Genomic DNA, 16,726 nt, shown 5'->3' with positions numbered 1-16,726 from the left:
CTTAGATCCAAAAATGACCCGAGGATTTTTTCCCCGAATTGTCGCTGTAAGAGTACGCGCCAGTGGCGTGCAGGACGTGAAATCTGCTACCTCATTGCTCTCAGCCGTAATGTGATGGTCACCAAAACTACTAGGGCCGCGCCAATTAAAGCGGCCACGGCCACGGCACCAGATTCGAGTTCGCCGGAGATACGTGCCACGGCCAGCCAGGAAAGACCCCATGCAATGGATGCGGCAGGAGCCAACCGGCCCTTGCCGAAGACCGCCAGTAGTAGCCCAATAATGACGATCACAACTAGCGCGCCCAAGGCCCACAGGGTGCCGCTGATGCCGAATCCCGACCAGCCCATGGAGACCGTCCACGCAGCAATGTTTGCCCCGGTGGCGACGCACACCCACCCTAGGTAGAGGCCTAGGCTGCCATCGGTGACGACGGCGTCCACTGCGGATGTCGAGCGGTTCTTACGCAGTAGAGCGAAGATCCAGAACAAGACAAGTAAGAGCACAACGATGATGGGAACGCTGAGCCACAGCTGATCAAACTGGATGCTGAGAATCCACGCCGCGTTGAGCAGAAGCGACGCTGCCACGTGATATCCCAGCCTTTGGTGGCGAAGCTGGCGTCGCTGCTGGGGCAGGAACTGCCAAACGGCGTACGCGATAAGCCCAAGGTAGATGACGGACCAGATCGAAAATGCCGAGCCATACGGTGCCAGCAGGGTGGCGTCGGCGGCCAATGCGCCACCGGAAGCTTTCTGAATTTCGGTGCCGCCGGCTGCGCCAGACCCAATAAAGGAGCCAATGACGGCCACAGCAGCGCTTGCGGCAACAATGACAGGGCGTCGGAGTGAGGTGTCGTTCGTTCTGTTTGATGGCTTCATACAACAACAGCCTTGTCGTCGAGGAAGCTCAAATCAACAGATGTTACTGAACAGTAATGAGAAGTTCACTTTTGCCTTGAGCCAAGACGCGCTATTTGCTCGGCCCCGGCACAAAGAACGACGTCGTGGTCAGCCGTGTGCCATTGAGCAGCACCATCCACTCGTACGTCGTCCCTGTCGGCAGTGGCAGCCCGCCGGGAAAGTTCAGCACCACGTTGGAGCAGCCCGGGAAACCAATCGGCGGTTGTTGCATGTCCGGCGCCGTCGTATGCCGGAAATCGACCGACTGGCTAAACCGCATCACATTGCCCCCCTCCTCGCTCGGCACCGCCACCGGCTGCCCGTCCGAGTCCACAAGCACCACCTCAACGGCCGCCTGCGTCTCATCGAACGAGGGAATGCTGACGGTTACGCTGACAAACACCGAGAATGGCGCCGTCTGGCCACTGTCAAAGTCCGAGCCCAGAAATTGGATGCCCCCGCCAATCACATTGACCTTGCCGGCGGCGTCCACGTTGACGAAATCCGCGATCAAAATGGTGGCACTCGCACTCGAAAGATCGCTCATGCGGAAGTCTCCGTAGCTAGTGATTGGCTGTTGCCTTAACCATAGGCTGCGCGGCAGTTTCAAGAAGAAGTACGACGTCGGACGGTCATCTTGGGTGGGTTAGCCGGGACTCGCGCCCCGGCTAACCCACCCATAACGTGCCTAGCTGGGCGAGAACGGCTTGGTCTTGTGCCCCGGCCGCGTGGGCTTGACCCTGTAGTCCTTCCCATTCATGCGGACGGTGACGTTGCCCTGGTTAGGTGACTTGTCGCCAATGACAACGACCTCCGTCACCAAGCCGTTCCTCCAGATGCAGTCGATCTGGTAACCGCCCCGGGCACGGAGCCCGGTGAAGGAACCGTCGGCCCATGACGCCGGCAACGCGGGGAGAAGCTGGATGGTGCCGGTATGACTCTGGATGAGCATCTCCGCCACAGCGCCGGTGATGCCGAAGTTGCCGTCCATCTGGAACGGCGGGTGGTTGCAGAACAGGTTGGGCAGGGTGTTGAAGCGCAACAGCCCGCGCAGCATGAAGCGGGCACGTTCGGCCTCGCCTAGGCGGGCGAACAAGGCTGCACGCCATGGCCAGGTCCAGGACCGGCGGCTGTCACCGGAGACGCTGCCCTCGGTGAACGGCACGCCTTCCTTTTCTCCGCAGCGGGCCTTCAGCGAGACCAAGGCGGCCGCCGCCAGTTCTGGCGATTCCGCGACATTGATCTGGCGTCCCGGATAGACGGCGAACAGGTGCGATGTGTGGCGGTGGATGTCTTTGGGATCATCGAGGTCCGCCTGCCATTCCTGCAATTGACCCCATTTGCCAATCTTGTTGGGCGCGAGCCGCGACTGTAGTTCCTTGACCGTGGCCTGGTACTCAAGATCCAATTCGGCTGCGGCCTCGCAGTCAATGTAATTCTGGAACAGATCCCAAATGATCTGCTGGTCGTACATGACACCGTCCTCACGCGGGCCATGTTCGGGCGACCAGCCATCCGGCGCCACCAGCTTCCCGTTTGAGTCCTCAACCAGCCGGTCTTCCCAGAACTGGCAGATTTCCTTCAGTAAGGGAACTGCGGTTTCACGCAGGTAGCTGGAGTCCTGCGTGAAAGCCCAGTGTTCGTAGATGTGCTGTCCGTACCAGGCGCTGGCAACGGTATTCCACTCCCAAGAGTTGCCTCCGAAGATGCTCTGGCTGGTCCGTGCCGTCCAGCCGCGGGTCTCAGCACCAAAGGCGTTCCGGGTGGCCACCCGGCTGGGGACCGCCACCTGCCTGATGAACTCAATGAGCGGCTCGTGACTCTCGGCCAGGTTGGTGGTTTCGGCACCCCAGTAGTTCATCTGGACGTTGATGTTGGTGTGGTAATCCGAGGCCCAGGGAGGTTGGTTGCTGTCATTCCACAGGCCCTGCAGATTGGCCGGCAGCCCGCCGGGGCGGGATGAGCCGAGCAGTAAGTAGCGGCCGTAGGCGAACATGGTTTGTTCAAGACTGGGATCATCCTGCCCCGCACCATATGCCGCGAGCCGGACGTCGGTGGGCACCTTGGCGACCTGATCCGGCGTCGTGCCCCAATCCACGGAGACGCGGGACATCAGGGGTGAGAGTTCGCCCTGGTGCTCCGCACGCAACGCGTCGTAGGGCCGGGCTGCGGCGGAGGCAATGGCCGCAGCGATGCCGGGTTCGGGGTCCGCACCGCGCCAGCCTGCAGCGGCGTCGAGCTTGTAATTGGTGCGGGCGTCGAGGATCAAGGTCATGATAGAGGCCCCCTGGACGCGGAGGCTCGCGCCCACGCCGGTGACAATGCCGTCAGTCTCGGCGATGCGCAGCGTAGCCGCATGTTTGAGCTGGTTGGCCATCATGCCGGAGAAGGCTAGTGAGCGCGATGCTGCGTCGGCCGCCGTCGCCACGCCGTCTTGTCCCGAGGTCAGGGCAAGTGACGCGGTGAGTCCGCCGGGCTTGTCGGTTTCGTAGCGCATCACGATGACGTCGGCGGTCCGGCTGGCGAAGGCTTCTCGTAGGACGCGGTTCCCGGGGGTGCCAAATTGGGTGAGGTGGACGCCAATGGTCGGGTCCAGGGCGCGCTTGTACTCGGCCACGGCAGAGCTTGCACGGGAATCGAAGCCGTTGCCCTGCAGCCTCACCTCGGCGATGCGCAGCTGCGCGGCGCCGACAGCTCCGCGCAGGGTCAAGCGGTAGGAGCTGAAGGTTGCCGTGCCGGGCAGGGGGAAGGAGACGGTTGCGCCGCGTGAGGCAAAGGGCGCCCCGGGTGAGCGCGAATCCAGGACAACCCAGTCGCGGCGGTTGCTTGAGCCTTCGAGAACCCAATGCGTGGGATCCTCGCCGGCGTTCTCTGCCGCCGACGTCAATGAATAGGAGGTCAGGGCCACGGTTTTACCGAGGTCGCCCTGCCATACGACGCCGGATCCCGGGTTGGCTGCCACCCACGCCGTTGTGGGGGAGCCGTCCACGGTGCGCATGATGTCCGCGCCCGTTCCGTCGCCGTCGGACTGGCCGGTGGGGGAGGAGAGATAGAGGGCCGACTGTCCGCCCATACTCACACCTGCCAGGGAAATTTCGGAGACCTGGAAGTGACTCACGCCGGGCTTGGGCGTGAAATCGAACTTGTAGTAGGCGTATGGGGTCTGATTCGTGGAGGTGAATTCCTTGGCCTGGCGACGCTCCTCGAACGGCGCCGGCAACGACTGGGTGTCGAGGGCAGTCCAGCTTTCACCGTTCTGGGAACCAGAGAACGTCCAGTTCTGCGGGTCACGCGCGGGCACATCATTGGCGCTGGTGAATGTGTATTTTGAAACCACGACGGCGGACGGCAGCTTGATCTGCCACGTCACTGTGGCCGGTGGTCCATCGATACACCACTTGGTGCCTGTGTTCTTATCGATGGACGCTTCGACTCCTTCCGCGCCCCAGACCTTGTACGGTCCGCCGGGTGAGGTGACGACTGGCTGTTCGTTGAAGCTGACAACCACGTTGCCAAAGTTCCTGTAGGAGCCGAAGCCTGTGACGCTGGTGTCGTACGCGCCATCGGGCTTGCCGGCCAACGCATTGTCGTAATTGTTGGCACCGCCCCAGAGGCTCTGCTCGTTGAACTGGATCCTGTCGCTGGCGGGATCGCCGAAGAGCATGGCACCAAGGCGGCCATTGCCGATAGGGAGTGCGCCGGACTGCCAATCAGTGGCGGGAAGCTGGTACCAAAGTGCGTGGTTTGAAAGGGCCGGATGTGGTGCCAAGACCGTGGCGGGCAGAGCTGCCGTCTTGGCGGATGCTGTTTGGGTGAAAAGTTGGGTGGCAAGTGGCGTGAGGGCAAGGATCCCGCCGAGCTTGAGGGCTTGGCGGCGTGATGGTTGTGCGAAAGTCATGGACAACTCCTGAGCTACATTGGTCTGGTGTTTGTTGTGCAAATCTCGTGAAACTTCCCCTGTTTTTGCGGTGCTACGCCATTTTGGCATGCATAACATCCGACGTCTATGGTGTTACGTGGAAATTGCCCCAATGGTCAGGTGAGCGCGGCGCCGACGAAACTTTTGTAACACCCGGAATTACTACGATGACGCTTTGGAACTAGACTCGAACTCCGCCCTTTCCACGACCCAAGGAATCTTCATGCGCGCAACAATCATCCACGGCCCCAGCGATATCCGGGTCGAGGACCGCGAATACCCCACAGTCCTGCAGCCCACCGACGCCGTCGTGAAGGTCACCGCCGCCTGCGTTTGCGGCTCCGACCTCTGGCCCTACCGTGGCGTGAAGCCCACTCACGAGCCCTCCGCGATCGGGCACGAATTCATCGGTCTGGTTGAAAGCCTTGGTGACCAGGTCAGCACGCTGGCCGTCGGTGACCTGGTCATCGCGCCTTTCGTGGTCAGCTGCGGGAAGTGCCCGCAATGCCTCAATGGCGTCACGGTTGACTGCGATCGCCTGGCCGGCTGGGGAGGAACAGACGACGCCGGTCTTCCGGTCGATGACGGTCAGGGCCAAGCGGTCCGTGTTCCCTTGGCCGATTCAACGCTGGTGAAGGTTCCCGGGATTACCGAGCCCGACGATGCCCTGCGCGCCAGCCTGTTGACCCTCTCCGATGTCATGGCCACCGGCCACCACGCCGCACTCAAGGCACAAGCTGGCCCCGGCCGCACCGTCGTGGTGGTCGGCGATGGTGCCGTGGGCCTGTGTGGGGTTCTCGCAGCCAAGCGATTGGGTGCCGAACGGATTATCGCCATGTCCCGGCACGCCGACCGGCAGGCGATTGCCCGCGAATTTGGTGCCACGGACATCGTGGAAGAACGCGGTGACGAAGGCGTAGCGAAGGTGCGTGAACTCCTCGGCGGCGTTCTGGCCGATTCAGTCCTGGAATGCGTTGGCACGAAGGAATCCATGGAACAGGCCCTGCACTGTGTTCGTCCGGGCGGTGCCCTAGGTTTTGTTGGCGTTCCCACCGGCGGTGCCGAGATCCCGCTGCGCTACCTCTTCGATACCAACATCAGCGTTGGCGGTGGCATGGCCTCTGCCCGGAGCTACATCCCGGAGCTCCTTGCCGACGTGCTGGCTGGCAAGATCAACCCTGGTCGAGTATTCGACGTCGTCATGCCCCTCGAGGAAGCTCCCGAGGCCTACCGTGCCATGGACGAACGACGTGCCATCAAGGTCCTCCTGGTCCCGTAGCGGAGGAGTACTCAGAGGCTTGAGTAGCTAACAACAACCTGTGGGTAGCCGGGAACGGGTAGCTGCCGCTGCTGGAAGTCATTGAGACGGACAAACGTTATTCCGTCCCAGCCTTCGTCGCGGGTATTGCCACCGGCAACGGCTGCCCACTCTTCGCCTGAGGCATCGCTCCAGCCGGCGACAGTCTCATGAGGCACGTCGAGGGGTGCGATCCGTTCCTCGCCCGTGGCGAGATCAAGCACGGAAAGGTTCGGATCGCCATCGGCATTTCCGAATGACCCCGTGCCCACGGTGAGGAGTCTGCCACCAGCTAGGGCAGTGCCATGAGCGTGAGAGTTGGCGGTCGAGGGAATGGTGCTGCTGGTTCCGGTCATCGGATTCAGCCGCACCACGACCTTCCCTTGGACAGGAAGGAGGATTGAGCCGTCGGGCTCCACCGCGGCGTAGTGAATCTTCTCCCAGGACGCCAATCCGCCCTCCGTGCCGAAAGGTGCAATCTGGTGGGGCGTGGCTTTTAGCGTCTTTGGATCTACAACCGTGACGGTGAAGCTGTCATGGTCAATCGTCGCGACCCAGGCGCCCTTGGGATCCACAACCACGTCGAACGGTCGCCACCCCACACGTACAGATCCGGTGAATGCGCCGCTCGCGACGTCGAACACTTCCAAATAGGTCGTCTCAGTATTAAGGCCAACGGCTACGTAGACGGCGGAACCATCGGGGGAGACCGCAAGGCCTAGGCCACCGGGACGATACTCGCCTTGGGAGATGTTTGGCGCCGGGTGCAAGTAAGGAACCAGAGCCCGGCGGGTGAAATGTGCCAGATCGACCACAGCCAAACCCTCCGCCGTAGCAACGAAAGCGGCATTGCTGGCAGCGTGGACGCCGATGCCCCAAGGAGCCGCGCCAACAGTCAGGACCTCAACCGCACCAGAGCCGTCCTTGGAAGGATCGATCCGGGCAATCCCATCGCTGTGTGCCAAGGTCGCCAACAAGAAGTTCGACGGCGAATGACTGACAGTCGGCTCAGCGCTTGCAGTCGGGACCGTGGTCACCGAAGCGGAGGGAAGCCGAGTCGTTGATGAGGTCTGGGCCACCGGCGACTCGGAAGTGCAGCCGGCTAGCGCAAGTCCGGCAACGCCGGTAAGGGCGAGGACTGCCCTGCGAGACATTCTTAACCCGGATTCCTGCCCCTGAAAATTCATGGTTCCCACTTCTGTGCTCCTGATAGCGTTGCGGCAAGTTGATTTCCACAAGCCTTGTGAGGCTGTGCGGGGCCACCCATAGCTACGACCGTTCCTGGACCCCCTGGTCAGAGATGTACTCGTACAGCCCATTCTCAATTGGAGTGATGAAGTCTAATCCCATAGTGACGACGCTGAGCTCTTTGCCCTCCTTGCCTGCCATTGTTGTTTGATCCGCATCCCGAGAGTCAGCTTGCCCAAGATAGTAGAAGTCGGACCCTTCGGCATCATCCTTCTTTACGAAGATATGGAGAGGGACATCGCCGTTAACAATTGAACGGACTTCAGCGCTCTTAAGCGTCCGGTTGCTCCGAGTGAACCATTTAAGCCTTGTGGGGTCAACGAACTCATCTTCGTAACGGGTACTTTCAGCAACATGATCAGCCTTGTGGTAAGTCACAAAGATTGGGCAAGATTGTGAAAACTGATCAACCTTGTATCCGTACATTGTGCTGTACTCGTTGCTCTTCCAATTGAGTAGGCGGCAGACATCTTTGCGGGAGTACATTTTTCCAACTTGAAGAGTGCCAGTGTGGTCATAACGGTGTCGAGCGAGGTATTTGCCAGTTGCGATGACATCCTGGACATGGCCCCGCAAAGTCGTTGAATCATTCAGTAGAGTCCTAGCGAATTCACTCAGCTTAAATGCGCCGTTGGATGAATCAACGTAGGAGCTACTGCCGTATTTCTTCTGTTCACCGGAAGTAAAAAATTCCAGTGACAGGATACGTCTCACAGAATCTAGCGTCTTGTCATCGCTCACGGAACCATTGGAACGTAGTAGTTCCTTGTAGGCCGCTACCGATATTTCTGGGACGGCTAGGAGCTTCTCCAGCAGTAGTAGCTCGTGTGGCCGCTTTCCGTTCATAAGCTCCATAGTGAGGAAATTTAGGAAGGACTCTTCAGCGTTGGTTGGATTCGTGGAGTCAACTTTGAATCTATTTTGAAGAGACCAGTAGTTCTTGCTCTTGGTAGCGACGACAACGGGATCAACGCTGTCGTATCTGGCGAAATCAAAAAGTAAAGGTGTGCGGCCCAGACGCTGTGCAAGTTCGTTAAATGCCATCTTGATGTTGGCCAAACTGTCAAGAGAGGTGTTCGCTAGAGACTGCAAGATCCGCTCGCGCGAGACTCGATCAAAGTTTACGCTGGAGAGCCCAGAGATAGTCCCTGCTTGATCAATATTGATCAGTTTCCGTCGAACGGCGTCCTTGTTTAGTGATCTGTCGCCGAGAAGAGCAATCGGAATCATGTAATTATTCGCATAATTCCCGATGAAGTCGATCACTCTGAGATGGTCTTTTCCTGAATTCTTTCGTAGACCACGGCCAAGCTGCTGCGTGAATATGATGTTGGATTGAGTCTGACGCAGCATGACGACCTGATTGATCGACGGAATATCAATACCTTCATTGAAAATATCGACCGTCAAAATGTAGTCAAGATCGCCAATTTCCAGCCGCGCAACTGTTTCATTTCGAACCTCATTGGAATCGGAACCGGTCAGTACTTTAGTTCTGAGCAGGACACCGTTTACAACTTGATGATTGAGGAGTCGAGAGAGCTCGTAGGCTTCGTCGCGTCGGCTGCAAAACATGAGGCCTCGTGTGGGGCCGGCATGGCCATACGTTTTGATGGCTCTGATGAGGTGCTCGACTCGTTCGGGAGCCACAAGGCGGGTTAGGTTTGAAGTGTCGTCGACTGTAGTTCCATCAGAATCGACGTAGTCCGTAACGCCATAATAGTGAAACGGTACGAGCATTTGGGCCTCGAGAGCGGCTTGCAGCCGAATCTCGTAGGGAACATTGAAATCGAATAGCTCAAAGACGTTGAAGTCATCTGTGCGTTCTGGTGTAGCCGTGAGGCCCAACAGGAATTTGGGAGTGAACCAATCGATCAGGCGCCTGTAGCTTTCTGCTCCAGCGCGGTGAACTTCATCAATAAGAATGTAGTCGAAATGATCGCGATTGATGCTCTGCAGCGTTGCTTTCTTGGAAATCGTTTGAATTGTTGCGAAGACAAACTGCCGTTCAATTTCACGTTGGGAGCCAACAAACTTGCCGAGAGACGAGCGGTCGACTTCAAGAACTTGTTCAAATTCCGACATTGCTTTGTCAAGGATTTGCTCGCGGTGGACAATGAATAGCATTCGCGCCGGATCGACGGCACGGACATCGAGCGCTGAGAGTATCGTTTTTCCGGTTCCCGTTGCAGAGATTACGAGGGCGCGTCGTTCGCCTGAATCTCGAACTTGGCTGATCGCTTCCAATGCTTCCAGTTGCATCGAGTTTGGGTAAATTTTGCCACCCACCGCAGGACCGTCCAAGACTCGACTTGGAAGTAGTTCCTCAAATGGGGATGCTGGTTTCTGGACATAAATCTCTTCGTATGCGGTGATCCAGTTCGCTGTCAGTGGTTCGGAGACGTGTTTTTGGCGACCGATTGCTTCCTGGAGCTGATGCGTGATGTCACCATCTGGGAGCGCAGAAAACCTGAGATTCCATTCAGAGTTCCTCAGTAATGCGTTAGCCGTAAGATTTGAGCTTCCGATGATCGCTGTAGTTGTATCACCCAGGTCAAAGACGTATCCCTTGGCATGAAAGCCGCCCGAAGTTCCTGGGTGGACGTAAACATCTACGTCTTCGAGGCTAAGCAATTCACGAAACATCTCCGGAGAGTTGAAGCCAAGATATGTCGAAGTCACGATGACTCCGGGACCGTCGTATTGCAGGAGGACTTCTTTTAGAAGGGCGATGGCGCTCGTCGTGATAAATGCTACTGAAATAATGAAGCTCTTGGAGCGCTGCAACTCCTGGCGGATTGCGCGGAGCATCGTATTCTCATTCTCATTCGAGATTAGAACAGGATGGAATACCTGGTCAGATGTTGTTGCCGAGTCTATGAACCCAAAAGCCGTGTCAGCGCGGACGACGTCCGCGGCTCCAAAACTCATTGGCCGTGCTCCCTGACGAGGCGATCTACCGCAGGGATGTCGGCTGGCGCCCAGTCCAGTGAATGTAATTCAGATACTGGAACCCAGCGAATTTCCGCGTGCTCAGTTAATTCAGGGGTGCCCTCCACCAAACGGCAAATATATGTACTGAGAATGACCAGACCAAAGTCGTACTCATACTCGGTAGTCTCTAGGTGATCTCCAACCTCAGCGGTGCAGAGAAGCTCTTCTTCAAGTTCCCTGCGCAAGGCCTGCTGAGGAGTCTCATTCGGCTCGATCTTGCCGCCCGGAAATTCCCACAGTCCGCTGAGTGACATAGCTGCTCCGCGCTGTGCTGCCAGCACAGTGTCGCCATCAACTAACACGGCACCAACAACATTGATGCGCTTTTTCGTCTGGGAGCTTGAATCGTAACTAGTCATAATTGACCAGGCTAGCAGGGACCTAAAGGCTCAAGATCCCTGTCAGTCAGCACAACAAGTGGGTCTGGCATTCGATGCTAACTTTCCGTCGAGATGCCGGCAGATTGATTGGAGTATTTGCGGATTGAAGATTGCAACTTCCTCGATTCCTGCCATGGACCTAGTAGTGGTCGTGTTTGGGGCAGGAATCGATTTGGAGAATCCTGAATCAGTGGGAGTCTTCAACTGTTTTCGTCATGTACTGACGCGTAGGGTCTGAACATGCCACAGTAGAATCACACCCCGCTTTAAAGAGGAGATTTGCCGTGAGCATTCGTGACAATACCAATCGCCGACTCAAAGAAGTTCTCGACATCATGGCCGCCGGATCGTGGCTAGAAGAGAAGCCCAATGGGGGAGAAGTCCTCGCGGAAGCAACAGCCCGGGTTCCCTTCACCAAGGAAGAATCGGAACTCCTCAGCGGAGGTATTCCCCGCGGACACAAGAACCTCACCAAGGCCACGGCTGACCTCGTCAAGGCTGGCTGGATCACCAAGGGTCGTAGCGGATGGAGCATCACCGATAACGGTCTTCGCGCCACCATCGCCTTCAATACCGTTGAAAAGTTGGCCGACGCATTGAGTAACGGCACACTCATCCCGGCTGGCACGCCATTGCCTGAAAAGTCGGCAGCCAAGAAGCCTGCCGCTAAGAAGGCGTCACCTAAGGCAAAGCCAGCGAAAGCTGCCGCTGCGAAGAAGCCGGTTGTGGCCGACGTCGTACTGGGGGAGCAGCCTGCATCGGTTGGCCTGGCAGGCGACTTTGGCCATGCTGTCGGTGCCGAGAATTGGGATCCCAACCACCCGAGTCTTCAGATGACGCTGGAAGAATCCGGATTCTGGCAGCTCACTGCCGAACTACCTGCCGGACAGTACAGCTATAAAGCGGTGCTGAACGGATCGTGGGATGAAAACTACGGTGCCTTCGGTGTTCTGGACGGTGCCAACCATGAGTTTGCGCACGCCGGCGGACCCGTCACTTTCCGGTATGACCATGCAACTAAGGACGTTTTGCGGGCAGAACGCTAGCGAGAATGGGGCGGTCGGGAAGTGCTCAGTTTCGGGCTTCCCGGCCGCCCCGATAGCCTTGATGTATGACAACGGACGCGAGCGATTCACCCCTGAGCCCAGCCCCGGCTTCAACCTGGCAGGCTGACGGGAAGAACCTCGTCGCTGAGGGGGACAATCTCAGCTTCCTCGGGACGCTTCCGGATGAGAGCTTCCGCCTGATTTACATCGACCCGCCGTTCAACACCGGCAAGGTCCAGGCCCGCCACAACATCACGAATGTGCGCAGCGAAACTGGATCGCGCGTGGGATTCAAGGGTCGTAGCTATGACACGATCAAGGGCCTGACACTCAGCTACAACGACTCTTTTGGCGACTACTGGGAGTTCCTTGAGCCGCGTCTGGAAGAGGCCTGGCGACTTCTGGCCGACGACGGCACGCTGTACCTCCACCTCGACTACCGTGAGGTGCACTACGCGAAGGTTTTGCTCGACGCGCTCTTCGGCCGCGAATGCTTCCTCAACGAGATCATCTGGGCGTACGACTATGGCGCACGGTCCAAAAAGAAGTGGCCGGCCAAGCACGACAACATCCTTGTGTACGTGAAAAACCCCAAGACGTACTACTTCAACAGCATCGAGGTGGACCGCGAGCCGTACATGGCGCCCGGACTGGTGACTCCTGAAAAGGTAGCGCTCGGCAAGCTGCCCACAGATACCTGGTGGCACACGATCGTTTCACCCAACGGGCATGAGAAGACCGGATACCCGACGCAGAAGCCGCTGGGCATCCTGCGCCGCATCATTCAGGCCAGTACCGAAAAGGGTGACTGGGTACTGGACTTCTTCGGCGGATCGGGCACGACCGGTGCTGCCGCCTTGGAGCTGGACCGCCGCTTCGTCATGGTGGATCAGAACCCTGAAGCCATCGAGGTTATGAAGACTCGACTGGATCCGGAGAAGGTCGAATTTATTCAGCACGAGAGTGCTAAATAGCGGTTCGTGACGCGCGGTTCCGCGGTTATCCCAGCGGGATGAGCCACTCGACCGTGAGGTAGATGCAGGCGGCGACGGTGAGCGCGCCTGTCAGCAGCGCTGGGAGCCAGAGGGCCCGACGTCGTGCTTTGATGGCGAGACCAAGCAGCAGTGGGAAAGCCAACATGGCCAGCGCGCCCAGCATCCCCATGACGCCTAGAGCAATGCCCGGTGCTGTAACCGTTCCGTCGACGGATCCTGTCATGACCACGAGTGAAAGCAACCCCAGTAGGACGATGGGATAGGCCAGAACTATCCAGCCCACTAGGGCGATGCCAACCGCCCACCAGATAGAGCGCTGAGGCTTGGCCACGGGGACGCTCTGTGAACGGGACACCGCGAGGCGTTGGGATGGGATTTCACTGTGGGGACGAGGCATGGATCCAGTGTGGCATGCGAAACTGGGCGGTTTCTATGATCGGTTTTGGGCTAGCCGAGGTTGCTGAGCCACCGGAATACAAAGTAGAGGACCACGCACACCGTGGGGATGCCGGTGACCAAAGCGGCGCGCCACATCGCCCGTTCGCGGAATCGAACGGCCTGTCCGAGCAGATGCGGAGATGCAATCATGCAGAACAGGAGAGCTGCGCCGCCGATGGCTATGGCGATACGCCCGGGTGTAGCGATGCTGGCGCTGGGCTCTAGGACGGTGGCAAAAACGAGAATAGCCAGCAAAATGATCGGCAGAATCACGACAGCCCAAGCAACGAGCGAAACCATGGAACCTTTGAGCTGCGAACGCTGGTTATGGCGCAGTTCATCATGGGCGGGAGAAGGGCTGGGAGTCTCGGTCATTCCTTATTTCTACCAGCAAGAGCGGTAGGTGATGGTGCCAGGAGAAGGGGGAGGCGCCGTCGTACTTTAAAGGGCGAAAAACTATAGACATAGTCGCGGGTCCGGTGTATCGTGCGTCACGGTCTATAGTGGTTGGGACGGCATTGCAGGATGTCTTGACGACGATGTGAAAGAGGACCACTGTGCACGACCGTATCCGCCACGCCGGACTGTTGGAAAAGCGAATGTCAGCCGAGGCAGCAGCGGCTCTCATTAAGCCTGGGATGACAGTAGCGATGAGCGGCTTCACTGGCGCTGGCTACCCGAAGTCAGTCCCGCAGGCTCTTGCTGAGCAGATGGAAAAGGCACACGCCGCCGGTACCGACTTTCAGATCAAGATTCTCACGGGCGCCTCGACCGCTCCCGAGCTCGACGGTGTGCTCGCGAAGGCTGGCGGCATGGAACTGCGCCTGCCCTACATGTCCGATCCATTGCTGCGGAAGCGGATCAATGACGGTGAGATTGAATACATGGATATTCACCTCAGCCACGTTGCGCAGCATGCTTGGTTTGGCTTTTACGGCGACATCAACATTGCCATCATCGAAGTGGTCGGTATCCGCGAGGATGGCAGCCTGATTCCCTCATCCTCGGTGGGTAATAACAAGACCTGGCTGGACATGGCCGATGCCGTCATCATCGAGGTCAACAAGCAGCAGTCGGCCGGGCTCGAAGGCATGCACGACGTTTACTACGGCACCGCGCTTCCGCCGTTCCGCAAGCCGATCATGCTGAACCACCCGGAAGACCGAATTGGTCAGCCGTACATGGACGTCGATCTGTCCAAGGTCATCGCTGTTGTTGAAACCGATGCGCCGGACCGCCTGTCCGCCTTTGCCGAGCCCGATGCCGTCTCCAACCAGATCGCCGATCATCTCCTTGATTTCCTCGACGGGGAAATTAAGACCGGGCGCATGACCGACAAGCTATTGCCGCTGCAGTCTGGCGTGGGCAACATTGCCAACGCCGTGCTGGCCGGGTTGTCCCGTGGCGGGTACCGTGGGCTGAAGGCGTACACCGAGGTGATCCAGGACGGCATGCTCGGACTGATCAAGGACGGGACGATTGCCTTCGCGTCGGCCACCTCCTTCTCACTGTCCGAAGCCGGCATTGCCGAATTCAACAAGCACGTGGACTTTTACCGGGAACGCATTGTGCTGCGCACCCAAGAGATCTCCAACCACCCAGAATTGATCCGTCGACTCGGCTGTGTTGCCCTCAACGGCATGATCGAGGCAGACATTTACGGCAATGTGAACTCCACGAACGTTGTGGGATCGCACGTCATGAACGGTATTGGCGGATCCGGCGACTTTGCTCGCAACGGTTTCCTGTCCGTGTTCATGTCGCCTTCGGTGGCCAAGGAGGGCCGAATCTCCGGAATTGTGCCCTTCGCAAGCCATGTGGACCACACCGAGCACGACACGATGCTGCTAATTACCGAGCAGGGCTACGCCGATCTTCGTGGACTTTCCCCGAAGCAGCGCGCTCGTTTGATCACCGAGAAGCTCGCGCACCCGGACTACAAGCCGATGCTTGAGGACTATTTCGAGCGTGCGCTGCGTGATTCCTATGGCAAGCACACCCCGCACCTGATGGGCGAGGCGCTGTCCTGGCACCAGCGCTACATCGAGACCGGAGATATGCGGCTCTAGTTCTTCCTCTAATCGTGGGTCTGTCGAACTTCCTATTTCGGTGGGCCCACGATTCTTTGGATTCCGGGGCTAGCTCATACTTCGGATGAAGAATTTCAGACCCAATCTGTAGGCTCCGAAGCAAGGTCGATTTGAGAACGTGATGCTTTTCGTGAAGGAAATCTCAGACTCTTAACGACTCCGCCATCCGTACTTATTGCGTTGGGAGTGCCATTATGTCGACATTTTCTGATGAACAAATTCGGCTTCTAAAGTCGATTCGTGCGACGCTGACGGGAGGACAAAACGATCCTAGAGGCCATGACAAAAATCGTGACGTCAGACCTAAATCCGGTAGCCAAGCGGACGGAATCGGTGGAGAGCCCCGGGGCAACCGCCCTGACAATATGAAATCGTTGAGGACCACTGCCAATGAGAGCGGGACAGCACGCAGGCTAGAGTCCGTAACCCTTCGGAAAACGCGCGGCGCGGCGGGGCCGTTCAACTGGGCGATCTGGCAATGACGTTGAAAATTTCAATTGCGTTGCTCTGGGAAGAAGCTCGTGAACTTCGGTTTCCGGTGGGTAGTCGGCCTGCCTCATTCCTTCTCACCGACGCCCAGGCAGACGCTTTGAGGGATTTTGCCTATCACTACCGCAGGCTTCTACAGCAACCGTGGAGAGCAGGAGATTACGTTCCGAGGTCCGACGGAAAAATCAGACTGTCGGTCTACGACTTGCTGGAAGGGGAGTATCGGAAACAACTGCTGGATAAGGGGTACATACCCAAAAGAGCTGACATTGCCGAATACCCTGACCGTAACTGGTCTCAGGTTCAGCGGCATGTTCAACATAGGATTTCACAGAAAAAACGTGTTGCTGAGACGAAGTCAAGTGTCGGTCCTGAGATAGGCGCGTCAACGAAAGGAGTCCGGCTAGAGAAATCGCCAAGCATGCCCCTGAACCTACGCGGGGAAATGTCTGGTAGGGCCATGGCTGGGCGGCGGCAGAATGAACTGGTAACTCAGAAGAGTCCGCTCTTCAATGTCGCTTTAGTGCCGCCAAAGGATCCCTCTGTCGCGGCGATGCGCAGCAAAATGGCCCAGCGTTACTCCTCGCGAGAGACCAATCCAGAGGATCCGAATATTGATGCGATGTTCCAGAATTTCGCGAGTTCACCAACTGTTCAAACAACAATCGGTAATGACTCCCACGCAATATCACTGTTGACTCAGACACTCACGAATTTCTCTCCGAAGGACCATGCGGTACTGTTCGACCAGTTCAAACGGGTTGTCAGCCTAGATCGAAAAATTGCGGCAAGTGTGGCGAAAGAGCAACCACAATTCTCTGGAACCAATGAGGCGTTGCGGCACGTTATGAGGCTCTTCAGAATTGAGAGTGTAGTTTCGGTCTGAATCCGCCTGATTCCAGCAGTGATCTGGCGACGTAGTTGGTGA

The 16,726-nt window shown here is 57.8% G+C and carries 13 protein-coding genes; 5 read left to right on the top strand and 8 right to left on the bottom strand.

What is annotated here, in order from left to right; genetic code table 11:
• Positions 1–86: 86 nt before the first annotated feature.
• The 3 genes from CVS30_RS04525 to CVS30_RS04515 all read right to left on the bottom strand — a co-directional run bounded on the left by CVS30_RS04525 (position 87) and on the right by CVS30_RS04515 (position 4,800).
• Positions 87–881: a TspO/MBR family protein gene (locus CVS30_RS04525; RefSeq protein WP_110484148.1), complete on the bottom strand. Its 795-nt coding sequence runs from the start codon at positions 879–881 to the stop codon at positions 87–89.
• Positions 882–972: 91 nt separating this feature from the next.
• Positions 973–1,449, bottom strand: coding sequence for a DUF6941 family protein (locus tag CVS30_RS04520; protein WP_110484147.1), 477 nt, complete (start codon positions 1,447–1,449; stop codon positions 973–975).
• A 141-nt stretch (positions 1,450–1,590) separates the two neighbouring features.
• Positions 1,591–4,800 (bottom strand): glycosyl hydrolase family 95 catalytic domain-containing protein, encoded by a 3,210-nt coding sequence (locus tag CVS30_RS04515; RefSeq protein ID WP_110484146.1) that lies wholly within the window; start codon positions 4,798–4,800, stop codon positions 1,591–1,593.
• 244 nt (positions 4,801–5,044) lie between these two features.
• Here CVS30_RS04515 and CVS30_RS04510 point away from each other — a divergent pair, with 244 nt between their 5' ends.
• On the top strand, positions 5,045–6,100 hold the full coding sequence (locus tag CVS30_RS04510; RefSeq protein WP_110484145.1) for a zinc-dependent alcohol dehydrogenase family protein: 1,056 nt from the start codon (positions 5,045–5,047) through the stop codon (positions 6,098–6,100).
• A gap of 11 nt (positions 6,101–6,111) precedes the next feature.
• Here CVS30_RS04510 and CVS30_RS04505 read toward each other — a convergent pair whose 3' ends face one another.
• From CVS30_RS04505 to CVS30_RS04495, 3 genes are all read right to left on the bottom strand, one after another.
• A complete protein-coding gene (locus tag CVS30_RS04505) occupies positions 6,112–7,272 on the bottom strand; it encodes a YncE family protein (protein WP_110484144.1) in 1,161 nt (386 codons plus the stop codon).
• A gap of 115 nt (positions 7,273–7,387) precedes the next feature.
• Positions 7,388–10,297, bottom strand: coding sequence for a DEAD/DEAH box helicase (locus tag CVS30_RS04500; protein WP_110484143.1), 2,910 nt, complete (start codon positions 10,295–10,297; stop codon positions 7,388–7,390).
• Positions 10,294–10,719, bottom strand: a complete 426-nt coding sequence (locus CVS30_RS04495) for a (deoxy)nucleoside triphosphate pyrophosphohydrolase (protein ID WP_110484142.1) — start codon at positions 10,717–10,719, stop codon at positions 10,294–10,296. Before CVS30_RS04495 ends, CVS30_RS04500 begins: the two co-directional genes overlap by 4 nt.
• A 305-nt stretch (positions 10,720–11,024) precedes the next feature.
• Here CVS30_RS04495 and CVS30_RS04490 point away from each other — a divergent pair, with 305 nt between their 5' ends.
• Both CVS30_RS04490 and CVS30_RS04485 read left to right on the top strand, forming a co-directional pair.
• Entirely contained in the window at positions 11,025–11,786 is a 762-nt protein-coding gene (locus CVS30_RS04490) for a pullulanase X25 domain-containing protein (RefSeq protein WP_306418754.1), read from the top strand.
• Between the two features lie 65 nt (positions 11,787–11,851).
• Positions 11,852–12,760: a DNA-methyltransferase gene (locus CVS30_RS04485; RefSeq protein WP_110484141.1), complete on the top strand. Its 909-nt coding sequence runs from the start codon at positions 11,852–11,854 to the stop codon at positions 12,758–12,760.
• Positions 12,761–12,785: 25 nt separating this feature from the next.
• Here CVS30_RS04485 and CVS30_RS04480 read toward each other — a convergent pair whose 3' ends face one another.
• Both CVS30_RS04480 and CVS30_RS04475 read right to left on the bottom strand, forming a co-directional pair.
• Complete coding sequence (locus CVS30_RS04480) at positions 12,786–13,178, bottom strand: hypothetical protein (protein ID WP_146233338.1); 393 nt, start codon at positions 13,176–13,178, stop codon at positions 12,786–12,788.
• A 50-nt stretch (positions 13,179–13,228) separates the two neighbouring features.
• The gene (locus tag CVS30_RS04475) at positions 13,229–13,594 is read right to left on the bottom strand and encodes a hypothetical protein (protein ID WP_110484139.1); all 366 of its coding nucleotides are present in this window, start codon (positions 13,592–13,594) and stop codon (positions 13,229–13,231) included.
• Between the two features lie 182 nt (positions 13,595–13,776).
• Between CVS30_RS04475 and scpC the strand changes: the two genes are divergently transcribed.
• Together scpC and CVS30_RS04465 are read left to right on the top strand one after the other, a co-directional pair.
• Entirely contained in the window at positions 13,777–15,288 is a 1,512-nt protein-coding gene (gene scpC / locus CVS30_RS04470) for a succinyl-CoA:acetate CoA-transferase ScpC (protein ID WP_110484138.1), read from the top strand.
• 499 nt (positions 15,289–15,787) lie between these two features.
• Complete coding sequence (locus CVS30_RS04465) at positions 15,788–16,684, top strand: hypothetical protein (protein WP_110484137.1); 897 nt, start codon at positions 15,788–15,790, stop codon at positions 16,682–16,684.
• The last annotated feature ends 42 nt before the right edge of the window (positions 16,685–16,726 follow it).

Source organism: Arthrobacter psychrolactophilus (assembly GCF_003219795.1).
Classification (GTDB): domain Bacteria; phylum Actinomycetota; class Actinomycetes; order Actinomycetales; family Micrococcaceae; genus Specibacter; species Specibacter psychrolactophilus.
This window is presented reverse-complemented; position numbering and strand designations above follow the sequence as displayed.

Excerpts from the sequence above, each read along its gene's own strand:
- CVS30_RS04515 (WP_110484146.1), bottom strand. The coding sequence starts at position 4,800 with ATGACTTTCGCACAACCATCACGCCGCCAAGCCCTCAAGCTCGGCGGG.
- CVS30_RS04500 (WP_110484143.1), bottom strand. The coding sequence starts at position 10,297 with ATGAGTTTTGGAGCCGCGGACGTCGTCCGCGCTGACACGGCTTTTGGG.
- CVS30_RS04520 (WP_110484147.1), bottom strand. The coding sequence starts at position 1,449 with ATGAGCGATCTTTCGAGTGCGAGTGCCACCATTTTGATCGCGGATTTC.
- CVS30_RS04485 (WP_110484141.1), top strand. The coding sequence starts at position 11,852 with ATGACAACGGACGCGAGCGATTCACCCCTGAGCCCAGCCCCGGCTTCA.
- CVS30_RS04465 (WP_110484137.1), top strand. The coding sequence starts at position 15,788 with ATGACGTTGAAAATTTCAATTGCGTTGCTCTGGGAAGAAGCTCGTGAA.
- CVS30_RS04475 (WP_110484139.1), bottom strand. The coding sequence starts at position 13,594 with ATGACCGAGACTCCCAGCCCTTCTCCCGCCCATGATGAACTGCGCCAT.
- CVS30_RS04480 (WP_146233338.1), bottom strand. The coding sequence starts at position 13,178 with ATGCCTCGTCCCCACAGTGAAATCCCATCCCAACGCCTCGCGGTGTCC.
- CVS30_RS04495 (WP_110484142.1), bottom strand. The coding sequence starts at position 10,719 with ATGACTAGTTACGATTCAAGCTCCCAGACGAAAAAGCGCATCAATGTT.
- CVS30_RS04525 (WP_110484148.1), bottom strand. The coding sequence starts at position 881 with ATGAAGCCATCAAACAGAACGAACGACACCTCACTCCGACGCCCTGTC.
- CVS30_RS04505 (WP_110484144.1), bottom strand. The coding sequence starts at position 7,272 with ATGTCTCGCAGGGCAGTCCTCGCCCTTACCGGCGTTGCCGGACTTGCG.
- CVS30_RS04510 (WP_110484145.1), top strand. The coding sequence starts at position 5,045 with ATGCGCGCAACAATCATCCACGGCCCCAGCGATATCCGGGTCGAGGAC.